Below are 20,884 nucleotides of genomic sequence, written 5' to 3' on the forward strand. Positions count from 1 at the left end.
CTTGATTTTAATTTATCTCTAATATTTTAACAATGACTGAAGACTATTCAAAATATTATTTTTTGGAAAAATACCTGGAAGATGAGGTCAATATTAATTTTCACCGAAACAAGGTACTTACCACTAAAGAATTCTTTAGCATAGTTATCTGGAAATCCAACCGTCCGAAAAAACAGATTGCTGCAAGTATTGCAAAAAATGCTAATGGAAACCTTACAGAAGGAGTGAAATTCCTGACAAATCAACTTTACACTGCTACTAATCATGAGACAAGAATGGGAATTCTCCTTGATCTCGATGGAATAGGTCTGCCCATGGCCAGCGCAATTCTTACCATCTTATATCCCAATGATTTTACGATTTATGACTACAGAGTTGCTGGTGAGCTTTACAAGAAGGTGGAGAAAAAGCCTGTTGATCTAACAAATATTGGTGATAAGCAAAATCGTTGGAAAGCGTACTTACAGTTCGTTAAAGATGTAAGAAATTGGGAGGGAAGTGAATCACAGAGCCTGAGAACAAAAGATCAATGTTTATGGGGTAAGTCCTTTCATGATCAGTTAGAAGAAGATTTGGAAAGCATGTTCAATGGGAAAAGATTAGACATTTAAATCTTACAGAATCCTCTAGAACTGCGAAGCAATGGTCCCTAGTTTAAAATTTGACATTTCAATCAGATTGATCATTAGGAATCCTCAGACAACTTCCTTTCAAACAATTGATAGAAACCCTGTTACTTCCCCCTTAGTAGATCATTTTTCTCACGCTCGCTCTGTAGTAATCTTTCAAGCAGTTCGACCTTTTCGTTATATAGCTCAACAATCTTATCTATTGGATTAAAAGTGCTATTAAATGCATAGACGGCTCCGTTGTTTGTACTGTTATCATTAAATGTGTTAAAGTAATTTATAACAGCTTCTTCGTTAAAATTCTTCACCGCCTCAACTGTCACCCCCAATACCTTGGCAATCTTCTCCAACGCTCCCTCCTCAACCTCCGCACTCTGCTCGATCTTCGAAACCGCCTGCTGGCTAATTCCTAATTCCGCAGCCAAAACCTCCTGCTTCATTCCCCTTAATTCGCGGATTCTGCTGATCTTTTTTCCAATATGAGCGGTAGGTGGCGTTGTAGTTTCCATAATTCAAATATATAAAATTTCGATGCGGTAAAAAACAAGTCATTTATGGTAAAATACCAGTCGCTATGGTTCGGTACCGCCCTTCAATGATTGAACTTAACAAAAATTGAAGGGATATGCAAGAACGAAATGCACCTACTCAACGATTTTCGGGAGTACAATTTTGATTTCTTAGAGCGCCTTTTCTGCTTTTGGGTAAATGTTTAAGCCAATACACCTCCTGTGCCTCTCCGCGATGCACACTCAGGGGGTTTTTTCTCTTTTCAAGCATTATATATTTATTCAAATTGAATTTTGACAGGCCAAATTTCGTACCCTCTTATCAGGACTAATTTCATGAATAACGGAAACTATACATATTGCCTTTTACAGTATCACCACTCTCAATTGTTAGGGGAAGTGTTGAATATTGGACTGTTTGTTTATTTTCCGGTAAAAAAGCAATTAGAATTTATATACCCTGAAAAATTAATAAGACTTCGTTTTGCCTATCCAAATGCCCCCGAGAAAACCATCAAATCTTATTTCAGATATTTTCAAAAAAGGGTATCAGAGTTAAATTTAAATCCCGAGTTGTTTAGCGATTATGATTTAAGTAAATCACTGCAGACCTTTTTAGAGAAGGAATTTATGCCTTCGGATTCTTCTGCACTTCAATTCGGTAATTTTAGGACATCTGTACTGTACACTTCAAACCTGGAACACATAAAAAACCAGTTATATAATCTTTATTTCTCGGTTTTCCAGACCCAGGAGAATGCCGCTAAACGAGTGGATGAAATTGTTCTGCTAAATAAGTACAAAAAGCTTCTAAAAGAATACTCAAAACAATCACCTGTGGAAAACGAAAACACCCGCTTGTACTTTGACTATTCAATAGATCCAAACGAAGCATCAAAAATAAAGTTCGACGTGGCATGGAAGGGTGAAAAAAACTTGCACTTAGTCAAACCTGTGAGTTTTGATCTGGTGCGGTCGGAAACAATCATGAGAAAAGCATACCAATACTTTGGTCAGTTTCTGGATCTTGATACTTTCGCCGAAAAAAATAATTTTCAATTTGATGTTATTCTGGCAAAGCCGAAAATTCGCTCGCTATTTAAAGCATACGATAATGCCATACGTTTGCTGGATAAGCCAGAAAGAGTTAGTTTAATAGAACAGGATGATTTGGTTGAATATTCGAAAACAACTGCTGTTCAAGCCTCATTGTAAGCAAACTATATCTGTTTTGGTTCTCAGTAGTTTGACTATTGATTCATAATTTATAAAAGAAAATTCGTCTTTAAGAATTCCACTTTGAGTAAGCTCCTTCTTCGCCGGGAGCGGGAAACGCTAATATTCCAGCGATCTCCCTGTTTTGATGTTTTTTCAAAAGCATCATCTTCAATTTTCCGGTTTCAATCCAAAAACTCAGTTTTAACAGCATCTGAACGTAAAATGTCTATGCACTAAACGTATCTAAGAACTACCAAAGCTCTCTCTTTAGCTTTATTTTTTCCTGTTTTTAATTTAAGTTCTTGATAAACAGGGTACATATTCGTAAATTCAATCAGGAATTAAGAAAATGGCTATTCAAACTTCAGCACTTTTTCAGGGTTTCAGTGGAAACATAGACCGTCAGCTGCTATACAGGCAATGCGGGGGGAAGACTGTTGTTTCCAAATTTCCGGACAGGAGTGCTGTTATCTACTCAGAAAAGCAAAAACAGGAGCGCAGACGCTTTGCAGATGCCGTTTCTTTTGCACGCATGGTTATTGCAAATCAGGGTTTGAAACAGGATTACAGCATCAAAGCTGCCATACTGGGTTTCCGCTCCGCCTGGAATGTTGCTATTGCAGAGTATATGAGTGATCAGCCGCTAAAGGTCAAAAAGAAGAAAATCCCCTTTGATAAATCCGAGATAAACTTTCCGGCATGTAGTAAATTAAAAATAAAGCTGTTTAAAACGATAGAATCGGAAGCTCCGCTTTTGGTTAAGGTACCGCACCGAAAGAGCAGAGGCAGGAATATTGCTAAATACCAGCTGGACAGAGTCTGGTTTGATTGGGATGGGTGGACAGCATGCACCAAAAGATCATGCTAGCGGGCTTAATGAAATTTTCTTTGTCATCACGTTTGTAGGTTTTGAAATCTTTTGGCTGCTGATAGTCATGTAATGATCCAGGCAGTTGCTTATTATGGCCGCAAGCCCTCCTTAAAGTATTTCGGATAAAAATTAGACGAGCGTTTAATAAGTATCTTGCAAAACGAGTGAAGATTGATTCCTGCAAATCCACTCCTTTTTTTAATGTCCCCCAAAAATACTAGTGTCATGTCATAAATATTTTGACGTATCGCTTAATAGCCCGGTGCTTTAGCTCCGGGTTAAGATCCGGTTCTCAGAGCGGGCTTCAGCCCAAAACCTAAACGGGCAGAACGGAACAACTACTGGTGCTTCAGCGCCAGAATTTCCAGCTATCAGGCTGAAGCCCAATGTAATTTTCCTCACCTATTGCTGAATATTGGGCTGAAGCCCGAAAACGAACAAAACGTTGACCCCAGCTAAAGCTGGAGCCTATTGAGCAACCGTACGGGTGTCATGTCATAAATACGTTGATGAACAAATCGGAATACTAAGGAGGCTTAAACATTATGGCAGTTTACCTGTGACGATGAGCGGATGAAATTATTGAAACTTTATCCATCAATTGATGAGTGACATAACACTAGTTGATACCAGAAGGCCTGCGGCCTTGTGTAGAATATAAATAAGGATAGCTGAGGCTTGAGTAAGCTAGGTGTAAGAATTTGAAAGGTACCCGGAATCCCGTTCTGCCTGGGGTACGAGGCGTTTCCATCACTCAAATATATAAAACTATTTATGCGGTAAAAAACAAACCATTTATGGTAAAATACCAGTCCCTATGGTTCGGTACCGCCCTTCAATTATTGAACTTAACAAAAATTGAAGGGATATGCAAGAACTAATAACACCTACTCAAAAATCGGCGGGAGCACAATTTCGAAATTTCCTGACAACACTTATTGCTAAGTTTGAACCCCTCAGGATCATCTGCTTTAGCAGCCAGAGTCTTTCTTATGAGCTTAAGGGCTGCTTCGGCTCAGAAGTGGATAGGCATGTACATTATTGCCTGCTCATCATTACCGGGTCCAAATGCCGTATGGATTACGAGATCCAGGATTATTGTAATAGTCATTTTAATTATGGCCGCATAAGCATATTATGCCATAGTAAAGAAGCCGTAAATGAGGCGATACAGGCAAACAGCAGGTTTTTTATTCAGGTACTTCAAAACGGGGAACTGATCTATGCGGCAGACGGATTGCTGTCTGATCAGGACCTCCCGGAATTTAATCCCTGGCAAAGTGTAATTAAAGCCCGGAAACACTGGAAACACCGGATGCCGCTGGCTGAAGGATTCCTTGAGGGAGCCGGCATTTACCTGGATAAAGGGCAGTATAATTTAAGTGTGTTTATGATGCACCAATCGGTGGAGCAATGCTGCAGCCTGCTGGTGAGGATTGTAATGGGTTACCGGGCAGATTTTCATAACATTCAGCGGCTGTTATTTTTGTGCAGATGCTTTTCTGAAGAACCTTTTAAATTATTTATAACGGGGACTGAATCGGATGCGAAGCTATTTGATATCCTGGTGAAAAGCTATTCACAGGCGCGTTATTCGGGCAGTTTTTTGGTCGATCAGGAAGATGCCAAACTCTTGTTTACCAAGGTCACTTCTTTTCTGGAACTCGTAAAAGTATTATGCAGTAGGAAAATTGATAAGCTTCAGCACTGCATTGAAGTGTATCAAAAGGGGGAAAGTGAGGCGGCTGATGTCTAATGAAAATAATTCAAGGCAGGCATATTCCTTTTTCAGACTGCCTCTCGAAAAAGGTAAGCGGATCCTCAGACTGAGCACACTGAATGCGCATTCTGCTTTCCGCCGTCCGCACAAGCCTTATCTGCCGGTTACTATCCGGATGATGTCTTTCCGCAGGGAGGTCTTAACGATCGGTGTCCGCATCGCCGATGAATGCGAGGAGCGGGTACTGATCAGGGTTCGCGAAACAGAGCTTTGGATTAATTGCACCGTAGACACCGATGAACATTACCTGAGTCGCTATGCTTATTTTGCCTTGCATGAATTGCTGTGGCTGCGCAAATCGTTTGATTTTGACAAGTATTATTGGCCCGGTTTTTTCGACCCGAAGACCGGAAAAAGTAAATACCTCAACATTATAAATGACCGCAAGGGACTTGATGTATACCTTAAACCGAAATACCCGGCATTTTATAAGCCGGGGTATCCGCTGCCTCCTGTTAGAACGGGTAATGATGCACCCCTAGCCCGCAAGCTTGTCAAAAAAGAAAAGACCTTTATTACTAATCCCCATCACTGCATAGGATATATTCTTGCCGATACGAATATGCGGTCTCTGCATTCCCCGCATTATCCCTTCCTGATTCCATTTTATGGTTCATGTACTCAAGACCTTGCTAAAATAAAATCCTTTTCGGCCTTTATTACCGAAGGCCAGCAATTGCCCTTTCTCCCTTTTAATGAATCGCAGTCAATGCTAAACGAAGCTTGTTACCGGATGAGAGAACTGGCGCCGCTGGAAGGAGAACAGAATTCAGCTAGCTGTATGCAAGCTGAAGAATTATTCAATTTATGGCAGCAGCAAATTTGTACCCTTGCAATGCAGGATCATACCTATTACTATTTTACGTTCGGAATAAAAAACGTAAAAGGCAGGCCAAGGAAAAAGTGGCTAAGACAATGCCGTTTTTCCATAGCGGTGCCTGAGCTGATTATCGAGTGCCTCGATAAGGGCGATTATTTTGAACTGGCATTAAAATTTAAAGTGAAAGGCCGCACATTTATCCCCCATCAGTTAAACACGGCATTTTTCATTAGTTCAAGACAAGACCCAATGACATTCTACCTCTTAGGTTCTTATAAGGACTGCCTGTTGCTTGAGAATTTTAGTAAGCTTGGGTTTAAAATGGGGGTTTTGAAAGCGGACTATGGTAAGATTTGGGGTATAGGTACGCTCCGGGAACTTGAGTACATCCGCTCTGTTTTTGGGGAAGGGCGGGGTTCTGGTTTCTGAATCGGATCAAGTCTTATAGGTTAAGGAGAGTTCGGTTTAAGCAGCTAAAAGTTTTGTGATCATTGGTTTCAAAAACGATGTTCGTTGTTGTACAATTTAAGCACAGCGCCCTGGAGATTTATTATGAAACTGAATATGTTGAACCACATAGAAACATAGGCTTTAATAGAGCTTCAATAAGTTCTTTAGAGGCACATATTTATTGAAACTTCGCTTCAATCGTCGCCATGCCCTTAGAGTTTCCAGCGATTACGAAAATTGATTTTTCATTACAACAGTAATTAGCTGTTGTACAGTTTGGCATCCCGCCGTTGCTGTTGTCTGAACTATGATTCAGATGATTAATTTGATTATTATGAATCATTTCAATCAAGCTAATCAAAAAAATCATAGTTCAGACAAAATGCCAAAAGCTATCCATAGAGTTTCCAGCGATTCCCAAAATGATCTTTTAGCACAACATTAATTATTAAACTCATCGTTCCCATAATTGATGAATTTTAATTGTGAAAAATTGAATTCCCTGTATAACGGCACAGCACAAAATGAGAAGAAGTCAGGAACAGCACAAAACTTGACCGAAATTGACCGGTTGACCGGTCAAAAATCTGATCCGGTGGGTGACAACTTGGTGCGAACATGGTACAAAGAAGATATTCAATTTGTCTCTTTCTTGTCATATCCTTGTCAGCTTAATCCGTTCAAAATCTGACATCAGATACAATTACACTACAAATATCATTACTAAGAAAGAATTTACTCATAATCGCTCATTAAACACTCATAAACGCAGTTTTAACATAGTGGCAAAATAGTAATGCTTATCGAAATCATCTTATGTCAGGACTTATTAAACTCAACCCAACAAACTCCCCAGAATACTTTTATAATTATTTAAAAACTCCCTGGTAACCAGGTAATGCTCGGTCTCTTCATATTGAACCTCTGTGATCCCGCTTTCGTCGAGTCTGAAAATCATTGCTCCGGGGTAAGAGAGGAGAATGGGAGAATGGGTAGCAATGATGAACTGGCAATTTTTATTTTGCGCCAGCTCGTGAATCTTCGCCAGGGCGGCAAGCTGCCGGCTGGGCGATAATGCTGCTTCAGGCTCATCGAATAGATAGAGTCCTTTACTGCCAAGCCTGTCTAATGTCTTCATGAAGGCTTCCCCATGAGAAAACTCGTGAAGATAATCTCCAAATTCCCGGTCGGGATCTATCTCAGCTAAATAGGAAGCGACCTTATAGAAGGTTTCGGCGCGAAGAAAATAGTAGTTGTTAGGTTTGCTGAAGCTTTTAATGGCCTTTAGGTGAAAATGCAGCTCTGAGACTTTCTCCCTGGGATCATATTGAACACCTTTGGTACCTCCATCAAAACCAAAACCCTGACTGAGTGCTATCGCCTCTATGAGTGTGGACTTGCCCGAACCGTTTTCTCCAACAATAAAGGTTACATCAGGATGGAATTTAAGCGACTCAAAATTCCTCAGCGCCGGAATGGAAAAAGGATATACAGTTCTGTCAGCTATTTTTTCAGTGCTTAGTACGATTTCTTTTAAGAATGGCTTGGCCTCCATAATGGAGTGAATATACGGTGATTTTTTGTAGGGCTTAGGTATTAGGCTTTAGGTGTTACAGATATAACATTACAAAATCGGGTTTTAACAAAAAAAGGAAATACCTTTTTTATTTCTCTTAAACGCGGACTAACTTTCTTCTTATTCCGCATTTTCACTATAAACGCGGAATAAGAGAATTCTTTTTCCCGTTTTAAATTGAATTTAGGAATAATGGAAAAGCTCAAGATTTATATAGTCGAGTTATGAGATCCCTGTTTTCCATTCCAATTCACCAACAAAAGCTGTATATTGTTTTATAAATCCTGCCTGAGGCGGAAGTGCCTGGTATGGGTTTAATGGGGTACTTTATAATTGTCCAATAAAAAGAAGTATGAAAAACCACTCAAAACTTACCATCGCCAGCCTAGTCCTATTTTTATTTTTGGCACCACTGGCTCAGGCATCTAAACCTGTAAGAATCGCGACAATCGGGGCTTCCCCTAACATCAATAAAAATCAGTCGCAAGAGGCTATTGTGGACCAGATGATTAGTTTCTGGCAGGGCCAGCTTAATCAGGTTCTTAATTCTAAACTGGATTTGATTGTATTGCCCGAAATTTGTGATGTGCCGGTTGGTTTGAGTACTTCAGAGCAAAAAATTTATGTCGATGCAAGGAAAAACAAGCTTTCAGACTTTTTTGCAAAGATTGCGCGGGAGAATAATTGCTATATCGCCTATGGATCATTACATAATGCTGATAAAGGCCTTCGCAACTCCCTGATTTTACTGGACAGGGCCGGAAAAATAGCAGGGACTTACCACAAGAACTTCCCAACTATTCCTGAAATGGAGCAGGGAGTTATTCCGGGTGATCAGGCCCCGATTTTTCAATGTGATTTCGGTACGGTTGGAATGGCTATATGCTTTGATTTGAATTATGATGAATTGCGTGCAAAATATGCACAACAACAGCCTGATATCATCCTCTTTTCCTCAGTTTACCATGGCGGATTGATGCAAAGCGTATGGGCCTATTCCTGCCGTTCTTATTTTGTAAGTGCCATTGGAGTTGTACAATTGCCCTCGGAAGTTCTTAATCCGCTGGGAGAGATTGTCGCAACAAGTACCAATTACTTCAATTATACACTGGCCACCATTAACCTGGATTATGAATTGGCGCATTTGGATTATAACTGGGATAAACTTAAGAAGCTAAAGGCGAAATACGGGGATGCGGTTAGCATTCATGATCCCGGAAAAGTTGGTTCTATAATGATTTCCAGTGAAGATAAAGCCGTAACTGCCAAACAGATGGTTAAGGAATTCGATATAGAACTTCTGGATACCTATTTTGACCGCTCCAGAATGTTTAGGAAAAAGCAAATGCTTTTACCTTAAATGAGAATCAGAATTTTGGGGGCTTTTTCAATTTTTTAATATCTTCCTCAATCTCCTTCAGACTCAGTTCCTTTTCAATTACTTTTTGGGTTATTTTATACTTCTCAAACTCTGCTTCCGATTTCTTTAATGCTTTTTCATGACTTATTTTTCCTGCATGGCTAAGCAATTCTCTGCCATTGACTTGCAAGATACTATCCAATCGCTGAATCCAGTCGGCCATATACATGGGTGTTTGCTGTTGCGCCATAGTTTCTGCAAAAGCCAGGTATTGCTCCACGAGTAACCCTAATAGTTTTATTTCCTTTTCGATCAGGTAATTCTTGGCAATGCTTATATCTGCCTTCCTGATGGAGACGGTATTATTCTTATCAAACGACTGCATTCCGAGTAGAGGTAAGCTTGCATCAACTCTGCGATATATCAGTTCAGCAGCTGTTTGCTGACTTATAGCCCAAAGCAATTTATTCTGAACTACCTTAAAAAACTCAATTGTCTTTTCGTCTTTGGGATCGTAATCAATACTGGTGGTATAAATATCTTTAATCTTCTGATAAAAGAAACGTTCCGAAATCCGTATCTCCCGAATGCGTTCCTGCAGTTCATTGAAGTAATTCATGGAGCTGCCCGATTTGAAACGGTCATCATTAAGCGCAAAACCTTTAATGATGTATTCTTTGAGCCGCTGCGTAGCCCATATACGGAATTGTGTGCCCTGAGTGGATTTCACACGATATCCAACTGAAATGATAACGTCAAGGTTATAATGATCAATCTCTCTTTGTACAGTCCTTTGACCTTCCTTTTGAACTGTTCGGAAATTCCGAACAGTTGTCGCGGCATTAAGTTCTTCCTCCTCAAACACATTCTTGATGTGCTCACTAATCGTAGCTTTTGATTTCTGAAACAAATCACACAACTGCGCCTGAGTTAGCCAAACCGTTTCATCATCCAGTCGCACATCTATTTTGATGTTGCCTTCAGGGTTTTGGTATATGATGATTTCGCTGGTATTCACAGGCCTTATTATCTATTTTTTAAAAATGAAAGCAACAATTCTTACACAATATGAGTTTTTAAACTCTTTAGATTTTGATTTTATCTGCAATGCTAATTTAATTTATAAATTCAATATGGCTGATAAGGAACGAGGGAAATCTTTTGACTATATCAAGCCCGATGTCCGCAAGTAGCTATTTACCATATCGAAATTAGTTATTTGTATCAAGCAGATAAAAAAAATGCCTTTTAAGTTTAATTATTTAATTATAATGAAAAAATATCCGCAGCTTTTGCAGCAATTTCAATCAATTTACCCCTCTGCCGGGTACCAAATTCGTACCTGATTCCTCCCTGATTCGCCAATCCTTCGGCAGCTCTTCGGGTGCCCTTCGCTTGCCGCCGAAAGCCAGTCGAAGCCCTGTTGAAGCAGTCACGAAGCTGTTAGGAATCTGTCTCGAAGCAGACTCGAACCCGAGTCGAAGACCAGTCGAACAGCAGTCGAACAGCAGTCGAAGCGGACTCGAAGGAATTGAAATTTTTCCCGAACAAAAAGAAGAAAAAAGGCGTTTTAAGGTAGATTACATGAACAAATTGAAAATTTTCCCGAAGAAACGCGCTGGAAACGCATTGTTTCCATTTAAGGCCTGAATAAAGAATTCTAATGAGATTTTGCACTCCGCCCAACGACAATTCATCAGGATTGAAATCTTATTTCTGGCAGCCTTATTTTAGCCTTAAATTGGGAAATAAGCCCGGAGTTCTGAGCTTCCCAAGGCTTGAATTAAATTTACAAAAAATCCTGATTTTTAACCTGATTTTTTTGCTGCTCAAGATAGCGGGCAGGAATGGGCAGCTTTATAATTTGCAGGGTAAATTGGATCCCAAAATCTTTTATTAAGAAGGCAAAATATTTGAAGGGTTTTGATGAATGCTCTTAAGCCTGAGAATCATCAGGATCTGATAGTAAATTAAATTTTTCTTTATAGTTAAACCACCTAAGCTTAAAGCAGAAAGCTTAAAGCTAAAAGCATCCAGGCTAATCCAGCTTCCACTTCGCAGCCAGCTCCGCATTAAATCCATCCGCATCTTTAGGATTGGGCTCCCCTTTGCCGCTGCTGATCAATTTGTACAGACTATTCCTAATATAGCCGCTCCAGGCATCATGGCATACCTTATAACATTCGTACTCTGGCACCAGGCCTTCATGGGTAAACTGTACCAGGGTTTTACCTTTTTCTTCTTTGATATCAAAAATGAGTTTGGTATTGACCCATTCCGACTTATCATCAACGAAATTGAACTCATTGACGAGCACCAGATAAACTAATTTCTTCGCAGGAAGGGCTTCAATCAGTTTGATTTTACAGAGGTGAATTTCTTTGTAATGGTAAAAGAATTCTTCATTGAGCTTATCGGTATTGCCCTCAATTTCTTCGGACCACCAGCCGCGAAAGTTTTTAATTGCATTGAATGCTGCTGACGCGCTTTTGTCGACAAGGATGTTTGTGGTGAAACTTTTGTTTTGCATGGGTTGTTAGGTTTCAGGTGTGAGGTATCAGGTATCGGGTGTAAGATATTCGGGTGGAGGCTTTCAGGTAAACTACTACTAAACATTATCTGCATCGATAAGTGGCAATAACTTGCCTTGCAAATACTGGGTCCAGGCCGGGGCACAGGCTTCGTAACATTCTGCTTCGGGATTCAAGCCTTCATGGGTAAATACCAATTCGGTTTTGTTGGCAATTTTCGAGATCTCAAAAATCACCTTGCTGCCTGTCCATTCGTCTTGCTTTTGAGTGAAATTCAACTTGCTTTCTGTTGTGAGCCAGACGACTTTCCTGTTAGGGATTACTTCCACTAATTTATGTCTCGTAAAATGAACCCCTTCTCCGGCACTGAAACTAAACTCATCATTGAGTTTCTCTGTGTCACCAATAATTTCTTCCGAATAATATCCCGTCCACCAGTTGCGAACATTGTTTACGGACTGAAATACCTTTTCGGGACTCTGATCAGTCAGCAGGCTTAGCGTGAAGTCTTTTGTTGCCATAGGTCACTTAGATTTGTATGTAACAAAATTATTTGCTTTAAAGCATTTTCGCAGGTGGCTAAATAGACATTATGGAGGGTTGATATAGACATTAAGTATACTAGCTTTGTACATGTGTATTATTTTTTAATGCCCAATAAATTTCTCAATTCCCAAAATGAAACATATCACGATTCTTGTCCCATCAGGCGAAGCCAATAACCTCAGCAGCATTGTTGGTTCCTACAAAATACTTTCCAGAGCTAACGCCTATTGTCAGCAGAAGGGCAGGGGCGATTTGTTACGGATCCAATTAGCAGGTATTTCAAAAACAGTTGAGTATTATGATGGTTTATTTGCCGTTAAGCCGCATGTTCATATCTCGGCAATCAGCAGAACCGATCTGATAATTATCCCCTCGCTGAATCATAATTATCAGCAGGCGGTAGCTCAAAACAAGGTGATGATGGACTGGATTGAACGACAATATAATCAGGGTGCTGAAGTTGCTTCGATCTGCACTGGCGCATTTCTATTGGCTTCAAGCGGTTTGCTGAATGGCAGAAGTTGTTCAACGCATTGGGCTGCAGCCGAAAATTTCAGAAGTCTGTTTCCGGAGGTAAATCTGCAGGCTGATAAACTGATCACCGATGAAAACGGCATTTATACGAATGGTGGTGCCTATTCTTTCCTGAATCTTATCATTTACCTTGTAGAAAAATATTGCGACAGGGAGACTGCCATTTATTGCTCTAAAGTATTTCAAATCGAAATGGACCGTAACAGCCAGTCGGATTTTGCCATTTTCACCGGACAGAAACTACACAGTGATGAAGTGGTTAAAAAAGCACAAGCCCATATTGAAGCTGAATTACACCAGAAGATCTCGTTTGAAGAATTATCCTCCAGATTCTCTGTCAGCAGGCGGAATTTCGACCGGCGGTTTATCAAAGCAACCGGCAATACCCCGGGCGAATATGCACAACGGGTTAAAATTGAAGCGGCAAAACGGGCATTTGAGAGTAGTCCGAAAACCGTAAATGAGGTGATGTATGAAGTGGGATATTCTGATTTGAAGGCTTTCAGGGAGGTTTTTAGAAAGATTACAGGGATATCTCCCATGGAGTATCAGAATAAATATAATTCAGCTAAACTTTAATGAATGATTGGCCAAAATCAGTTAATCACCTCCAAGGAAAGTTTAATTCATTTCTTTGGTCTCTGAATCTTTTACTTTACCATAACACATCTTGAAATATTATAGTAAACCAATACATTTGCATTGTATCCCAATAAAAAACAAATGAAATCTTCAGTATTTCTGATCGTATTTTTATTTATTAGCCAGGCCATTTTGGCACAAATAATTGCTGAAGGAGTGGTTAAGGAAGCCGGTTCTGGCAATCCTCTGGCCTATGTTAATATTGGTTTGATTGGGAAAAGTATCGGTACGGTAAGTGATGAGTCAGGAAAATTCAAACTCACGATTCCTGAAGCTAATGCCATGGATACTGTGCGCGTTTCTATGCTGGGTTATGCGCCAAAGGTTTTTACCATTTCCGACTTTATCACACAACTTGCTGATAAAGAGATTTCAATGCAGCCATCTTCCTTCCTTTTACCGGATGTAATTATCTCAAGCAAAGAACTGAAAGAAAGGGTACTGGGAAACCCGACCGTATCTCAAAGAGTTTCGGTTGGCTTTACTTCAAACAGGCTGGGCAATGAGGTTGGGATAATTATCAAAATTAAAAAGGCACCTACCTACATAAAATCCTTTACAGCCTCTGTAGTTTCAAAAGATAATAAACCAATTAAGCTCAGGTTGAATTTTTACAGCTTAAAAGACGGGCTTCCGGATAAACTTATTCAGGATAAGAACATCTTCGTGAATGCCCCGGTGCAAAATGGAAAGCTATTTGTAGACTTGGATTCCTATAATATCGTTGCAGAAGAGGACTTCTTTGTAAGCCTCGAATGGATTGAAAGTGCCTCAGGGAATATTATGTTCTCAGGAAGCCTCATGAATGGAGCGATCATCGCTCGTGAAACAAGTCAGGCAGACTGGGAAAAAGTTAGATCGTTTGGGATTGGCTTTACGGTGAAAGCAGCGTATTGATAAAGCGACTGACGAATTTAACCGGTATGACGCCTAAGTAAATTCGTAAGTCAACGATCCAACTTGAAATCACCTGACAGAGCGGAAATTTTATCTAATTTAAAATTCCATTGGTTCCTGCCTGTTATCCCAAAAAAAGAGTACCTCAATCTTATCTGGTTTAACCTCATAAAAAACAGATGATATTTTCTTTATTAATCCAATTCTGATATTCGGGTCAAAATCTGTTTCCTTATAAATTAACGGAGAACTGCCTATTAACTCTAAAGTTTTAATCGTGTTTCTTTTAAAATCATCGAGGGCTTTATTTCCTAATCTTTCCACTATTTGATCGCAAATTGCCCCATAAGTTTTAACGCCGGTTTCGGAAATAATAACCGGCAAACTCATTTTCTAATAGCTATCTTATCCTTAAATTCTTCTAGTGTTATACTTTTACCTGCTTCAATATCTTCCTGTCCCTTTCTAATGCCTGAAACTACATGCGCAGGTAAATTTGCTTCCTTTTTAATTTCAAAAGGAACTTCTAATGCTTTTAAAAATGCTTTTAAGGCCTTTTCCTGAAATTTATCGGGACGTACAACGTAGGTTTCCATAATACAAATTCGTTAATATCTTTCTAATGAATAGATTGCCTCAGACTATCTTTTACTATTACCCAGCAGCTTTTTTAAGTTCTTTAGTTATACACTGATATTAAATCAAATTTACAAATTATCATACAATAATCATTCTATCCATTATACAAGGTTCGAATTACGAAATCACCTTTGCGAGTGGAAATAGATTTCGTCAGTCACATTCAGCGTGGTGACTTACGAATTTAAATGCATAACGCCTAAGTAAATTCGTAACCCAATAGCCATCGGGTCTAAAATCCCTTTAGGAAACAAAACCCTAAATCTGTATTTTCGGATTCCTTTATTCAAATGATATGTTCAAAATAAAATTTTACGGCATACTTTTCCTGTTTGCTATTATCACCGCTTGCGGAAACAGTGAAAATAAAAAAGCTGATACTGAGAGTGCTGATAGCCTGGCTGTATCGAATGTAACTACGAAGAAAACTATTCTCGTCTTTGGAAATAGTCTTACTGCAGGTCTTGGAGTAGAGCCGGAAGAAGCTTTTCCGGCGCTTATTGCAAATAAAATCGATTCCTTAAATCTTCCTTATGAGGTGATCAATGCCGGATTAAGCGGTGAAACTACTGCCGCCGGAAAAGAACGGATCAACTGGTTATTAAAACAAAAAGTTGATGTGTTCGTACTCGAACTGGGTGCAAATGATGGCTTACGAGGGATTCCGCTTACTGAAACCCGGAAGAACCTTCAGAGTATCATTGACCAGGTAAAGGCTAAATATCCGGATGCTAAACAGGTAATGACCGGCATGGAAGTGCCTCCCAATATGGGTAGCAAATATGCTTCTGAATTCAGGGTGATCTTTCCGGAACTGGCTAAGAAAAACAATATGGCATTAGTTCCATTCCTGCTCGATAAGGTTGGCGGTGTTCCTGAACTGAATCAGAGTGATGGCATTCATCCAACTCCTGAAGGACATAAAATACTAGCCGAAAATGTTTGGGTGGTATTGAAAGAACTACTGTAAAAAACGAAAGGCCCCCGATAATTATCGGGGGGCCATTTCAACCAATCAACATTAAACTAATTTTTAATTCGTCTTTGCTCATCTTCCAATCCGGTTGAGCGGCGACGTTCGGGTTTAATTTCTGTCTTACCGAAGCGGTAACTCAGACTCAGACGGCCAATCCGGGTTTCATTTTTCTGCTCCAGATTGTAGTTAAGTCCGGTATAAGCACTGGTTATTGTTTGGCGGCGCGTATCAAATATATCGCTCAGCGCAAATTTGATATTTGCCCGCTTGTCTAATAAAGTCTTACTGATGCCCAGATCAATACCATACTGTGAACTTATTTTCAAAGTTCCATACTCAATCGGGGATCTGTAATCAGCCAGAAGCTCTGCACTTAAGGTCTTGCTGATACTGAATTTATGCTGAGAATTAAATTGAAATGCTACTTTTCCGCTGTTCAGATCCTGGCCCCTAAGGTCGGAAGATCGAAAGCCAAGATAGTATGCAAGTATATTATTACTGCTGCTCCACCATTTGCTTAAAGTGACTGGGGCATTCAGGTTTAAACCATAATTGATCTGTTTGTCAAGATTCTCATTGGTCTGGAATAATGCCTTTTTTGCAGTATCAGGAAGCAAAACCTCAGTAATCACATCCCTGGTCAGGCTGTAATTTAACGATAGATTATACGTCTTTTTATAATTATAAGACACTTCATAGTTATTGGTATACTGCGGATTCAGGAATGGATTTCCCTGATTATAGGTGTACTGATCAAGAAAGTAAATAAAGGGATTCAAAGCATCATAACTCGGGCGGTCGATGCGGCGACTGTAAGACAAAGCCATATCCAGATTCTTAGAAAGTGTTTGATTGATAAATAAACTCGGGAAAATATCCAGATAGCTACGCTCCACCAGTTTGGAAGTAGTGATGGAATTTCCCTTTGAATTTGTTTGTTCTGCCCTCAATCCAAACTGAATACTGGTTTTCTTAAACTGTTTATTCAGATTAGTATAGGCGGCATTTACATTTTCATCATATACAAACTGATTGCTTCTCCGGATATCATTTTCCCAATTACTGCCTTTCAGTTCCTCAAACCTGAAATCATTATCAGTTTTAACAATGCTGCTCTTTATTCCGGCTTCAAACTTCATGGTCTTATTCAAAGGCAGGGTATAATCTGCTTTGAGGGCCTTAATATTGATCAGAGAGGGGGTACTGTTCCTGATTAAAGAAGGAGCTTTGTTCGGTCCGTTATAATTCACAAATTGATTGTCGTACAGTGTTCGGTTATCGCCATTAAAACGTGAATAATCGAGGTCAACTGAAAGCTCCATTCCTGAAGTATCCAGAACTGATTTATAATTCAAATTATAAGCCATATTACTGTACTTACTGTTTTCATTGTTGATCGCAATTACCGATGAATCGGCCTGGCTGTATGATCGCCCGATAGCAGTTATATTATTGTTCAAATCTGAACCTGAATTGCTGTAACCATTCACCAGAAATCCCAGTGTATTATTCTTATTCAGAAAAAAGTCAAGCCCTGCTTTAAAATTATTATTATCGTTTTTCCTTAATGAATTTACTTGCTGCCCGAAATAGGTCATCACATTTGAATTTGCAACCTCCCGGTTAATGCTCAAATCCTGCCCACGGTCTACACTTGAGAAATTATAATTTCCAAAAAGGTTGATATCCCTGTTCCGGTGGTTCAATGAGAGTCCGGCATTTGAACGATAGTTATCCCCATAGCCGGTACCGGCTGTCAGGGTACCGTTCGTACCCACATTATTGCTTTTTTTGGTTTTGATATTGATAATTCCCGAATTACCGGCCGCATCGTATTTGGCAGAAGGATTGGTGATGAGTTCAATGGTTTCGATCTGTGAACTGGGCATACTTTTCAGCAGGTTTGCGACATCTGCATTACTCATATAGGTTTGCTTGCCATCAATCATAATTAAGACACCCTGCTTACCCTGCATGGCAATGTTATCATTCTGGTCTACAGTAACCCCCGGAGCTCGCTGAAGTACTTCCAGTGCTGTTGAACCTGTGGCAACACTGCTGTTCTCAACATTTACAACCAGCCTGTCCATTTTCCGCTCAACAAATGGCTTTATGGCTCTCACAGTCACTTCTCCAAGCATTTTACTATCCTTTGCTACAATGATCTCAGGGAAATTCATCAAAGGGTTTGCCTGATTGATGCTGAATGCTTTAGTACTTGTTTTCTTAAATCCAATCATGCTGGCGGTTAGAAAATAATCTCCTGCGGGTAAATCAGATAGTAAAAACTTACCATCCAGATCGCTTAGAGCTGTACGGACCAATGAAGAATCAATGCTTTTCAAAAGACTTATGGTCGCAAAATCAAGGGGCTTTTTCTCTTCATCCAATACAGTTCCGCTTATTTTTGATCCCGGAATTTTGTTTTGGGCAAAGCCGGATCCTGCGGAACAAAGGAAACAAAGTATAGTAAGTATAAATGCAAAGTATAGTTTATTCATTTCTTTATTATCCAAAAATCTGCACAAAAACCCTCCTAAAAATCGTTTCAATGACTCTTGCTACAAAACAGGAAATCTGATTGCTGGTATTGGTTTAAATGTATTTGATGATAAGACGGCAGGGAAATGAATAGGTTACAGAAAAAAGTGAAAAAGGGATTTTCGCATATTTGTGGCGGTGGCGGATCAAGCCCGCCATGACAAAGGGCTGCTGAGCAGAAAGGGGATTCTGGCTAGGATGCTGGAATATTTAAATAGAGATTGTCATTACTTGACATTTAATAAGTTCCTTCTCCGCCCGGGGCGGATCGGGATGAAACCTTACTCAAATGAAATAAAAGCTACAGACTTTGCTCCCCATTCCCTATTTCCAATTCTCAACTCTCCATTCTCAACTCTCCACTACCCACCAGTTCCTCCGGAAAAACAATCGAAAACGTTGTTCCCTCAGAAATCTCAGAAATGATTTCAATGTTGATCTGGTGATAGTCGGCAATACTTTTTACAATCGATAGTCCGAGGCCATAACCGGCAGATTCTTCAGATTTATTAGCCTTCTGAAACCGATTGAAGATAGTCCCGATTTCATCTTCAGGAATGCCGATACCGGTATCAGTGATATTAACTTCATAAGAACCATCTGGATTTAATTGGTCCCAGATCCGGATGCTCCCATTAGGCTTATTATACCTGATCGCATTGTTCACCAAGTTATAAACTAACTGGAACAACAAATCGCGGTTAATGTTAATGAGTAAAAGCTGTTTTGAAATGTTTGTCTCCAGACTGATCTCCCTTTCACTTAACCTATGATTAATCTCATCCAACACATCATCAAACAATTCGGCCACCCTTACCGATTCCTTTTTACTGAACTGTTCGTTTTCAATTCTGGAAATCAGAAGTAATGAATGTACAATGCGTTTGAGCCGGTTCAGGGTTCTTTGCATTCCGATCAGCCGTAACTGCACCAGTTCTGATAGTTCCGGCTCTCCCATCAGGTTTTCAATTTTGTTCTGAAGTATACCTATAGGTGTCATTAATTCGTGAGATGCATTTGCAGTAAATTCCCTCTCTTTTTCAAAAGCTTCATGAATTTGTTGCATCAGACTGATCAGTGAAGTATCCAGGTATTGAAAATCAGTAGTTGTGGTTTTAACCGGGATTGAATTTTCATTAAAGGGGAATTTCCTGTTCCTGATTTTAGTATTGATGATTTCACCCAATGGCTTAAGAAGGTAGCGTGTATAAAACAGATCTATGATCAGGGTGATCAGAATCAAAGCCAGAAGCACATAAGTTGCGATTCGTTGCAAAGGCCGGTTATACTGATCGATGGTATCAATGGTCTTGCCAACTTCCATCAGGTAAGTGCCGCTGTCGGCCGGAAAAGAATAGGTTAAAACCCTGTAATCCAGAGTATCCTGTTCAATAATTCGTTCATCGGTATAAATGGTATCAATCTTAAAACCGCTGGCCACGGGCTCAAGGGAGATATATTCTTCTTTCAGCATGGTATAGCTACCATAGCTTTCTTCGCCTTGCAGGTACGATTCAACCCCGTTTCTGGATACCACTTCAAGAACTTTTTCCTGCTGCTGCCTGAGGTAATAATCAGTATAGGTCCTGGCAATTCCTTCAATCAGATAGGGAAGTGTGAGTACAAAAAGCAATACGATGGCAAGCTTTGACAGCGTAATAAATAGGGTAAGCTTGCTGATTAATTTCATTTAATTCTGATTTTATATCCTACACCCCTGACCGTTTCCAGCCATTCAACCGGTCCAAAAGCGCTCAGTTTTTTGCGAATATTTTTGATGTGGACATCAATGTAGTTAGAATCGTAATCATCATCCGTAAAGGTTCCCCAAATATGCTCGCTTAACTGCATCCTTGTGAGCACCCTGTTTTTGTGCAGTAGCAGGTAGCTGAGCAGGTCAAATTCCTTACGGGTCAGTTCAATCTCCGTTCCGGAATGACTAACTATCCGCTTCTGAAGATCGATTTTAAATTCGCCAAGGTCAAGTTCATGGGTATTGACATTAAACTTTCTTCGGGATATAGCCTGCATTCTGGATTGCAATTCGAGCAGGGAAAAAGGTTTGGGCAGATAATCATCAGCTCCCAGATCCAAACCAACAATGCGATCTTCTATATTTCCTCTGGCTGTAAGAATGATGTATGCCGCGTCAGGATTTAATTTTTTTGCTTCCTGCAATACCTTTAATCCATCGAGGTCGGGTAGACCAAGATCCAGTAAAATAAAATCATAAGGATTCACTCCAAGCATTTCCAGTCCCTTACGTGCAGTATGTGCAAGGTCACAGATGTAAAATGCTTTTTTAAGAAACGCTTCGACTTCATAAGCCAGCGTCTTTTCGTCTTCAATCAGTAGTACTTTCAAA

Annotated in this window: 20 protein-coding genes; 10 read left to right on the forward strand and 10 right to left on the reverse strand. The window is 39.8% G+C overall.

All coding sequences use genetic code 11. The features are described 5' to 3' along the window. Positions 1–32: 32 nt before the first annotated feature. Complete coding sequence (locus tag Q8S11_RS14675; RefSeq protein WP_305662873.1) at positions 33–611, forward strand: hypothetical protein; 579 nt, start codon at positions 33–35, stop codon at positions 609–611. A 122-nt stretch (positions 612–733) separates the two neighbouring features. Here the strand turns inward: Q8S11_RS14675 and Q8S11_RS14680 are convergent, their stop codons facing one another. Continuing rightward, entirely contained in the window at positions 734–1,138 is a 405-nt protein-coding gene (locus Q8S11_RS14680) for a helix-turn-helix domain-containing protein (RefSeq protein ID WP_305662874.1), read from the reverse strand. A 336-nt stretch (positions 1,139–1,474) separates the two neighbouring features. Here Q8S11_RS14680 and Q8S11_RS14685 point away from each other — a divergent pair, with 336 nt between their 5' ends. The 4 genes from Q8S11_RS14685 to Q8S11_RS14700 all read left to right on the forward strand — a co-directional run bounded on the left by Q8S11_RS14685 (position 1,475) and on the right by Q8S11_RS14700 (position 6,256). Next, positions 1,475–2,353 carry a hypothetical protein gene (locus Q8S11_RS14685; RefSeq protein WP_305662875.1) on the forward strand — a complete coding sequence of 293 codons (879 nt, stop codon included), beginning with the start codon at positions 1,475–1,477 and terminating at the stop codon, positions 2,351–2,353. Positions 2,354–2,705: 352 nt separating this feature from the next. Further along, positions 2,706–3,224, forward strand: coding sequence for a hypothetical protein (locus Q8S11_RS14690; protein WP_305662876.1), 519 nt, complete (start codon positions 2,706–2,708; stop codon positions 3,222–3,224). Positions 3,225–4,095: 871 nt separating this feature from the next. After that, positions 4,096–4,983, forward strand: coding sequence for a HEPN domain-containing protein (locus tag Q8S11_RS14695; protein WP_305662877.1), 888 nt, complete (start codon positions 4,096–4,098; stop codon positions 4,981–4,983). Then, the gene (locus Q8S11_RS14700) at positions 4,976–6,256 is read left to right on the forward strand and encodes a hypothetical protein (protein WP_305662878.1); all 1,281 of its coding nucleotides are present in this window, start codon (positions 4,976–4,978) and stop codon (positions 6,254–6,256) included. The genes Q8S11_RS14695 and Q8S11_RS14700 overlap by 8 nt, the downstream gene beginning before the upstream one ends. A gap of 856 nt (positions 6,257–7,112) precedes the next feature. Here the strand turns inward: Q8S11_RS14700 and Q8S11_RS14705 are convergent. Beyond that, positions 7,113–7,832, reverse strand: a complete 720-nt coding sequence (locus Q8S11_RS14705; RefSeq protein WP_305662879.1) for an AAA family ATPase — start codon at positions 7,830–7,832, stop codon at positions 7,113–7,115. A gap of 373 nt (positions 7,833–8,205) precedes the next feature. Between Q8S11_RS14705 and Q8S11_RS14710 the strand changes: the two genes are divergently transcribed. Beyond that, positions 8,206–9,213, forward strand: coding sequence for a carbon-nitrogen hydrolase family protein (locus Q8S11_RS14710; protein ID WP_305662880.1), 1,008 nt, complete (start codon positions 8,206–8,208; stop codon positions 9,211–9,213). A gap of 7 nt (positions 9,214–9,220) precedes the next feature. Here the strand turns inward: Q8S11_RS14710 and Q8S11_RS14715 are convergent, their stop codons facing one another. Further along, positions 9,221–10,231 (reverse strand): virulence RhuM family protein, encoded by a 1,011-nt coding sequence (locus tag Q8S11_RS14715; protein ID WP_305662881.1) that lies wholly within the window; start codon positions 10,229–10,231, stop codon positions 9,221–9,223. A gap of 25 nt (positions 10,232–10,256) precedes the next feature. On the opposite strand from Q8S11_RS14715, the gene Q8S11_RS14720 reads away from it, so the two are divergent. Then, complete coding sequence (locus tag Q8S11_RS14720) at positions 10,257–10,406, forward strand: hypothetical protein (RefSeq protein ID WP_305662882.1); 150 nt, start codon at positions 10,257–10,259, stop codon at positions 10,404–10,406. Positions 10,407–11,251: 845 nt separating this feature from the next. Here Q8S11_RS14720 and Q8S11_RS14725 read toward each other — a convergent pair. Continuing rightward, positions 11,252–11,743 (reverse strand): SRPBCC domain-containing protein, encoded by a 492-nt coding sequence (locus Q8S11_RS14725; protein ID WP_305662883.1) that lies wholly within the window; start codon positions 11,741–11,743, stop codon positions 11,252–11,254. 78 nt (positions 11,744–11,821) lie between these two features. Next, on the reverse strand, positions 11,822–12,265 hold the full coding sequence (locus tag Q8S11_RS14730) for an SRPBCC domain-containing protein (protein WP_305662884.1): 444 nt from the start codon (positions 12,263–12,265) through the stop codon (positions 11,822–11,824). 157 nt (positions 12,266–12,422) lie between these two features. On the opposite strand from Q8S11_RS14730, the gene Q8S11_RS14735 reads away from it, so the two are divergent. Both Q8S11_RS14735 and Q8S11_RS14740 read left to right on the forward strand, forming a co-directional pair. Beyond that, the gene (locus Q8S11_RS14735; protein WP_305662885.1) at positions 12,423–13,403 is read left to right on the forward strand and encodes a GlxA family transcriptional regulator; all 981 of its coding nucleotides are present in this window, start codon (positions 12,423–12,425) and stop codon (positions 13,401–13,403) included. 144 nt (positions 13,404–13,547) lie between these two features. Then, a complete protein-coding gene (locus tag Q8S11_RS14740; RefSeq protein WP_305662886.1) occupies positions 13,548–14,363 on the forward strand; it encodes a carboxypeptidase-like regulatory domain-containing protein in 816 nt (271 codons plus the stop codon). 99 nt (positions 14,364–14,462) lie between these two features. Here the strand turns inward: Q8S11_RS14740 and Q8S11_RS14745 are convergent, their stop codons facing one another. Both Q8S11_RS14745 and Q8S11_RS14750 read right to left on the reverse strand, forming a co-directional pair. Then, positions 14,463–14,753: a type II toxin-antitoxin system RelE/ParE family toxin gene (locus tag Q8S11_RS14745; RefSeq protein WP_305662887.1), complete on the reverse strand. Its 291-nt coding sequence runs from the start codon at positions 14,751–14,753 to the stop codon at positions 14,463–14,465. Next, positions 14,750–14,959 (reverse strand): DUF2683 family protein, encoded by a 210-nt coding sequence (locus tag Q8S11_RS14750; RefSeq protein WP_305662888.1) that lies wholly within the window; start codon positions 14,957–14,959, stop codon positions 14,750–14,752. Before Q8S11_RS14750 ends, Q8S11_RS14745 begins: the two co-directional genes overlap by 4 nt. 338 nt (positions 14,960–15,297) lie before the next feature. On the opposite strand from Q8S11_RS14750, the gene Q8S11_RS14755 reads away from it, so the two are divergent. Further along, a complete protein-coding gene (locus tag Q8S11_RS14755) occupies positions 15,298–15,972 on the forward strand; it encodes an arylesterase (protein WP_305662889.1) in 675 nt (224 codons plus the stop codon). A gap of 56 nt (positions 15,973–16,028) precedes the next feature. Here Q8S11_RS14755 and Q8S11_RS14760 read toward each other — a convergent pair whose 3' ends face one another. From Q8S11_RS14760 to Q8S11_RS14770, 3 genes are all read right to left on the reverse strand, one after another. Further along, entirely contained in the window at positions 16,029–18,479 is a 2,451-nt protein-coding gene (locus Q8S11_RS14760) for a TonB-dependent receptor domain-containing protein (RefSeq protein WP_305662890.1), read from the reverse strand. A 377-nt stretch (positions 18,480–18,856) separates the two neighbouring features. Beyond that, the gene (locus tag Q8S11_RS14765; protein WP_305662891.1) at positions 18,857–20,209 is read right to left on the reverse strand and encodes a cell wall metabolism sensor histidine kinase WalK; all 1,353 of its coding nucleotides are present in this window, start codon (positions 20,207–20,209) and stop codon (positions 18,857–18,859) included. Continuing rightward, positions 20,206–20,883, reverse strand: coding sequence for a response regulator transcription factor (locus Q8S11_RS14770; RefSeq protein ID WP_305662892.1), 678 nt, complete (start codon positions 20,881–20,883; stop codon positions 20,206–20,208). Before Q8S11_RS14770 ends, Q8S11_RS14765 begins: the two co-directional genes overlap by 4 nt. Between the last annotated feature and the right edge of the window lies 1 nt (position 20,884).

It is taken from the genome of Daejeonella sp., assembly GCF_030695525.1.
GTDB lineage: Bacteria > Bacteroidota > Bacteroidia > Sphingobacteriales > Sphingobacteriaceae > Daejeonella.

Excerpts from the sequence above, each read along its gene's own strand:
- Q8S11_RS14760 (WP_305662890.1), bottom strand. The coding sequence starts at position 18,479 with ATGAATAAACTATACTTTGCATTTATACTTACTATACTTTGTTTCCTT.
- Q8S11_RS14675 (WP_305662873.1), top strand. The coding sequence starts at position 33 with ATGACTGAAGACTATTCAAAATATTATTTTTTGGAAAAATACCTGGAA.
- Q8S11_RS14710 (WP_305662880.1), top strand. The coding sequence starts at position 8,206 with ATGAAAAACCACTCAAAACTTACCATCGCCAGCCTAGTCCTATTTTTA.
- Q8S11_RS14750 (WP_305662888.1), bottom strand. The coding sequence starts at position 14,959 with ATGGAAACCTACGTTGTACGTCCCGATAAATTTCAGGAAAAGGCCTTA.
- Q8S11_RS14765 (WP_305662891.1), bottom strand. The coding sequence starts at position 20,209 with ATGAAATTAATCAGCAAGCTTACCCTATTTATTACGCTGTCAAAGCTT.
- Q8S11_RS14725 (WP_305662883.1), bottom strand. The coding sequence starts at position 11,743 with ATGCAAAACAAAAGTTTCACCACAAACATCCTTGTCGACAAAAGCGCG.
- Q8S11_RS14680 (WP_305662874.1), bottom strand. The coding sequence starts at position 1,138 with ATGGAAACTACAACGCCACCTACCGCTCATATTGGAAAAAAGATCAGC.
- Q8S11_RS14685 (WP_305662875.1), top strand. The coding sequence starts at position 1,475 with ATGAATAACGGAAACTATACATATTGCCTTTTACAGTATCACCACTCT.
- Q8S11_RS14730 (WP_305662884.1), bottom strand. The coding sequence starts at position 12,265 with ATGGCAACAAAAGACTTCACGCTAAGCCTGCTGACTGATCAGAGTCCC.
- Q8S11_RS14740 (WP_305662886.1), top strand. The coding sequence starts at position 13,548 with ATGAAATCTTCAGTATTTCTGATCGTATTTTTATTTATTAGCCAGGCC.
- Q8S11_RS14745 (WP_305662887.1), bottom strand. The coding sequence starts at position 14,753 with ATGAGTTTGCCGGTTATTATTTCCGAAACCGGCGTTAAAACTTATGGG.
- Q8S11_RS14735 (WP_305662885.1), top strand. The coding sequence starts at position 12,423 with ATGAAACATATCACGATTCTTGTCCCATCAGGCGAAGCCAATAACCTC.
- Q8S11_RS14695 (WP_305662877.1), top strand. The coding sequence starts at position 4,096 with ATGCAAGAACTAATAACACCTACTCAAAAATCGGCGGGAGCACAATTT.
- Q8S11_RS14755 (WP_305662889.1), top strand. The coding sequence starts at position 15,298 with ATGTTCAAAATAAAATTTTACGGCATACTTTTCCTGTTTGCTATTATC.
- Q8S11_RS14690 (WP_305662876.1), top strand. The coding sequence starts at position 2,706 with ATGGCTATTCAAACTTCAGCACTTTTTCAGGGTTTCAGTGGAAACATA.
- Q8S11_RS14720 (WP_305662882.1), top strand. The coding sequence starts at position 10,257 with ATGAAAGCAACAATTCTTACACAATATGAGTTTTTAAACTCTTTAGAT.
- Q8S11_RS14705 (WP_305662879.1), bottom strand. The coding sequence starts at position 7,832 with ATGGAGGCCAAGCCATTCTTAAAAGAAATCGTACTAAGCACTGAAAAA.
- Q8S11_RS14700 (WP_305662878.1), top strand. The coding sequence starts at position 4,976 with ATGTCTAATGAAAATAATTCAAGGCAGGCATATTCCTTTTTCAGACTG.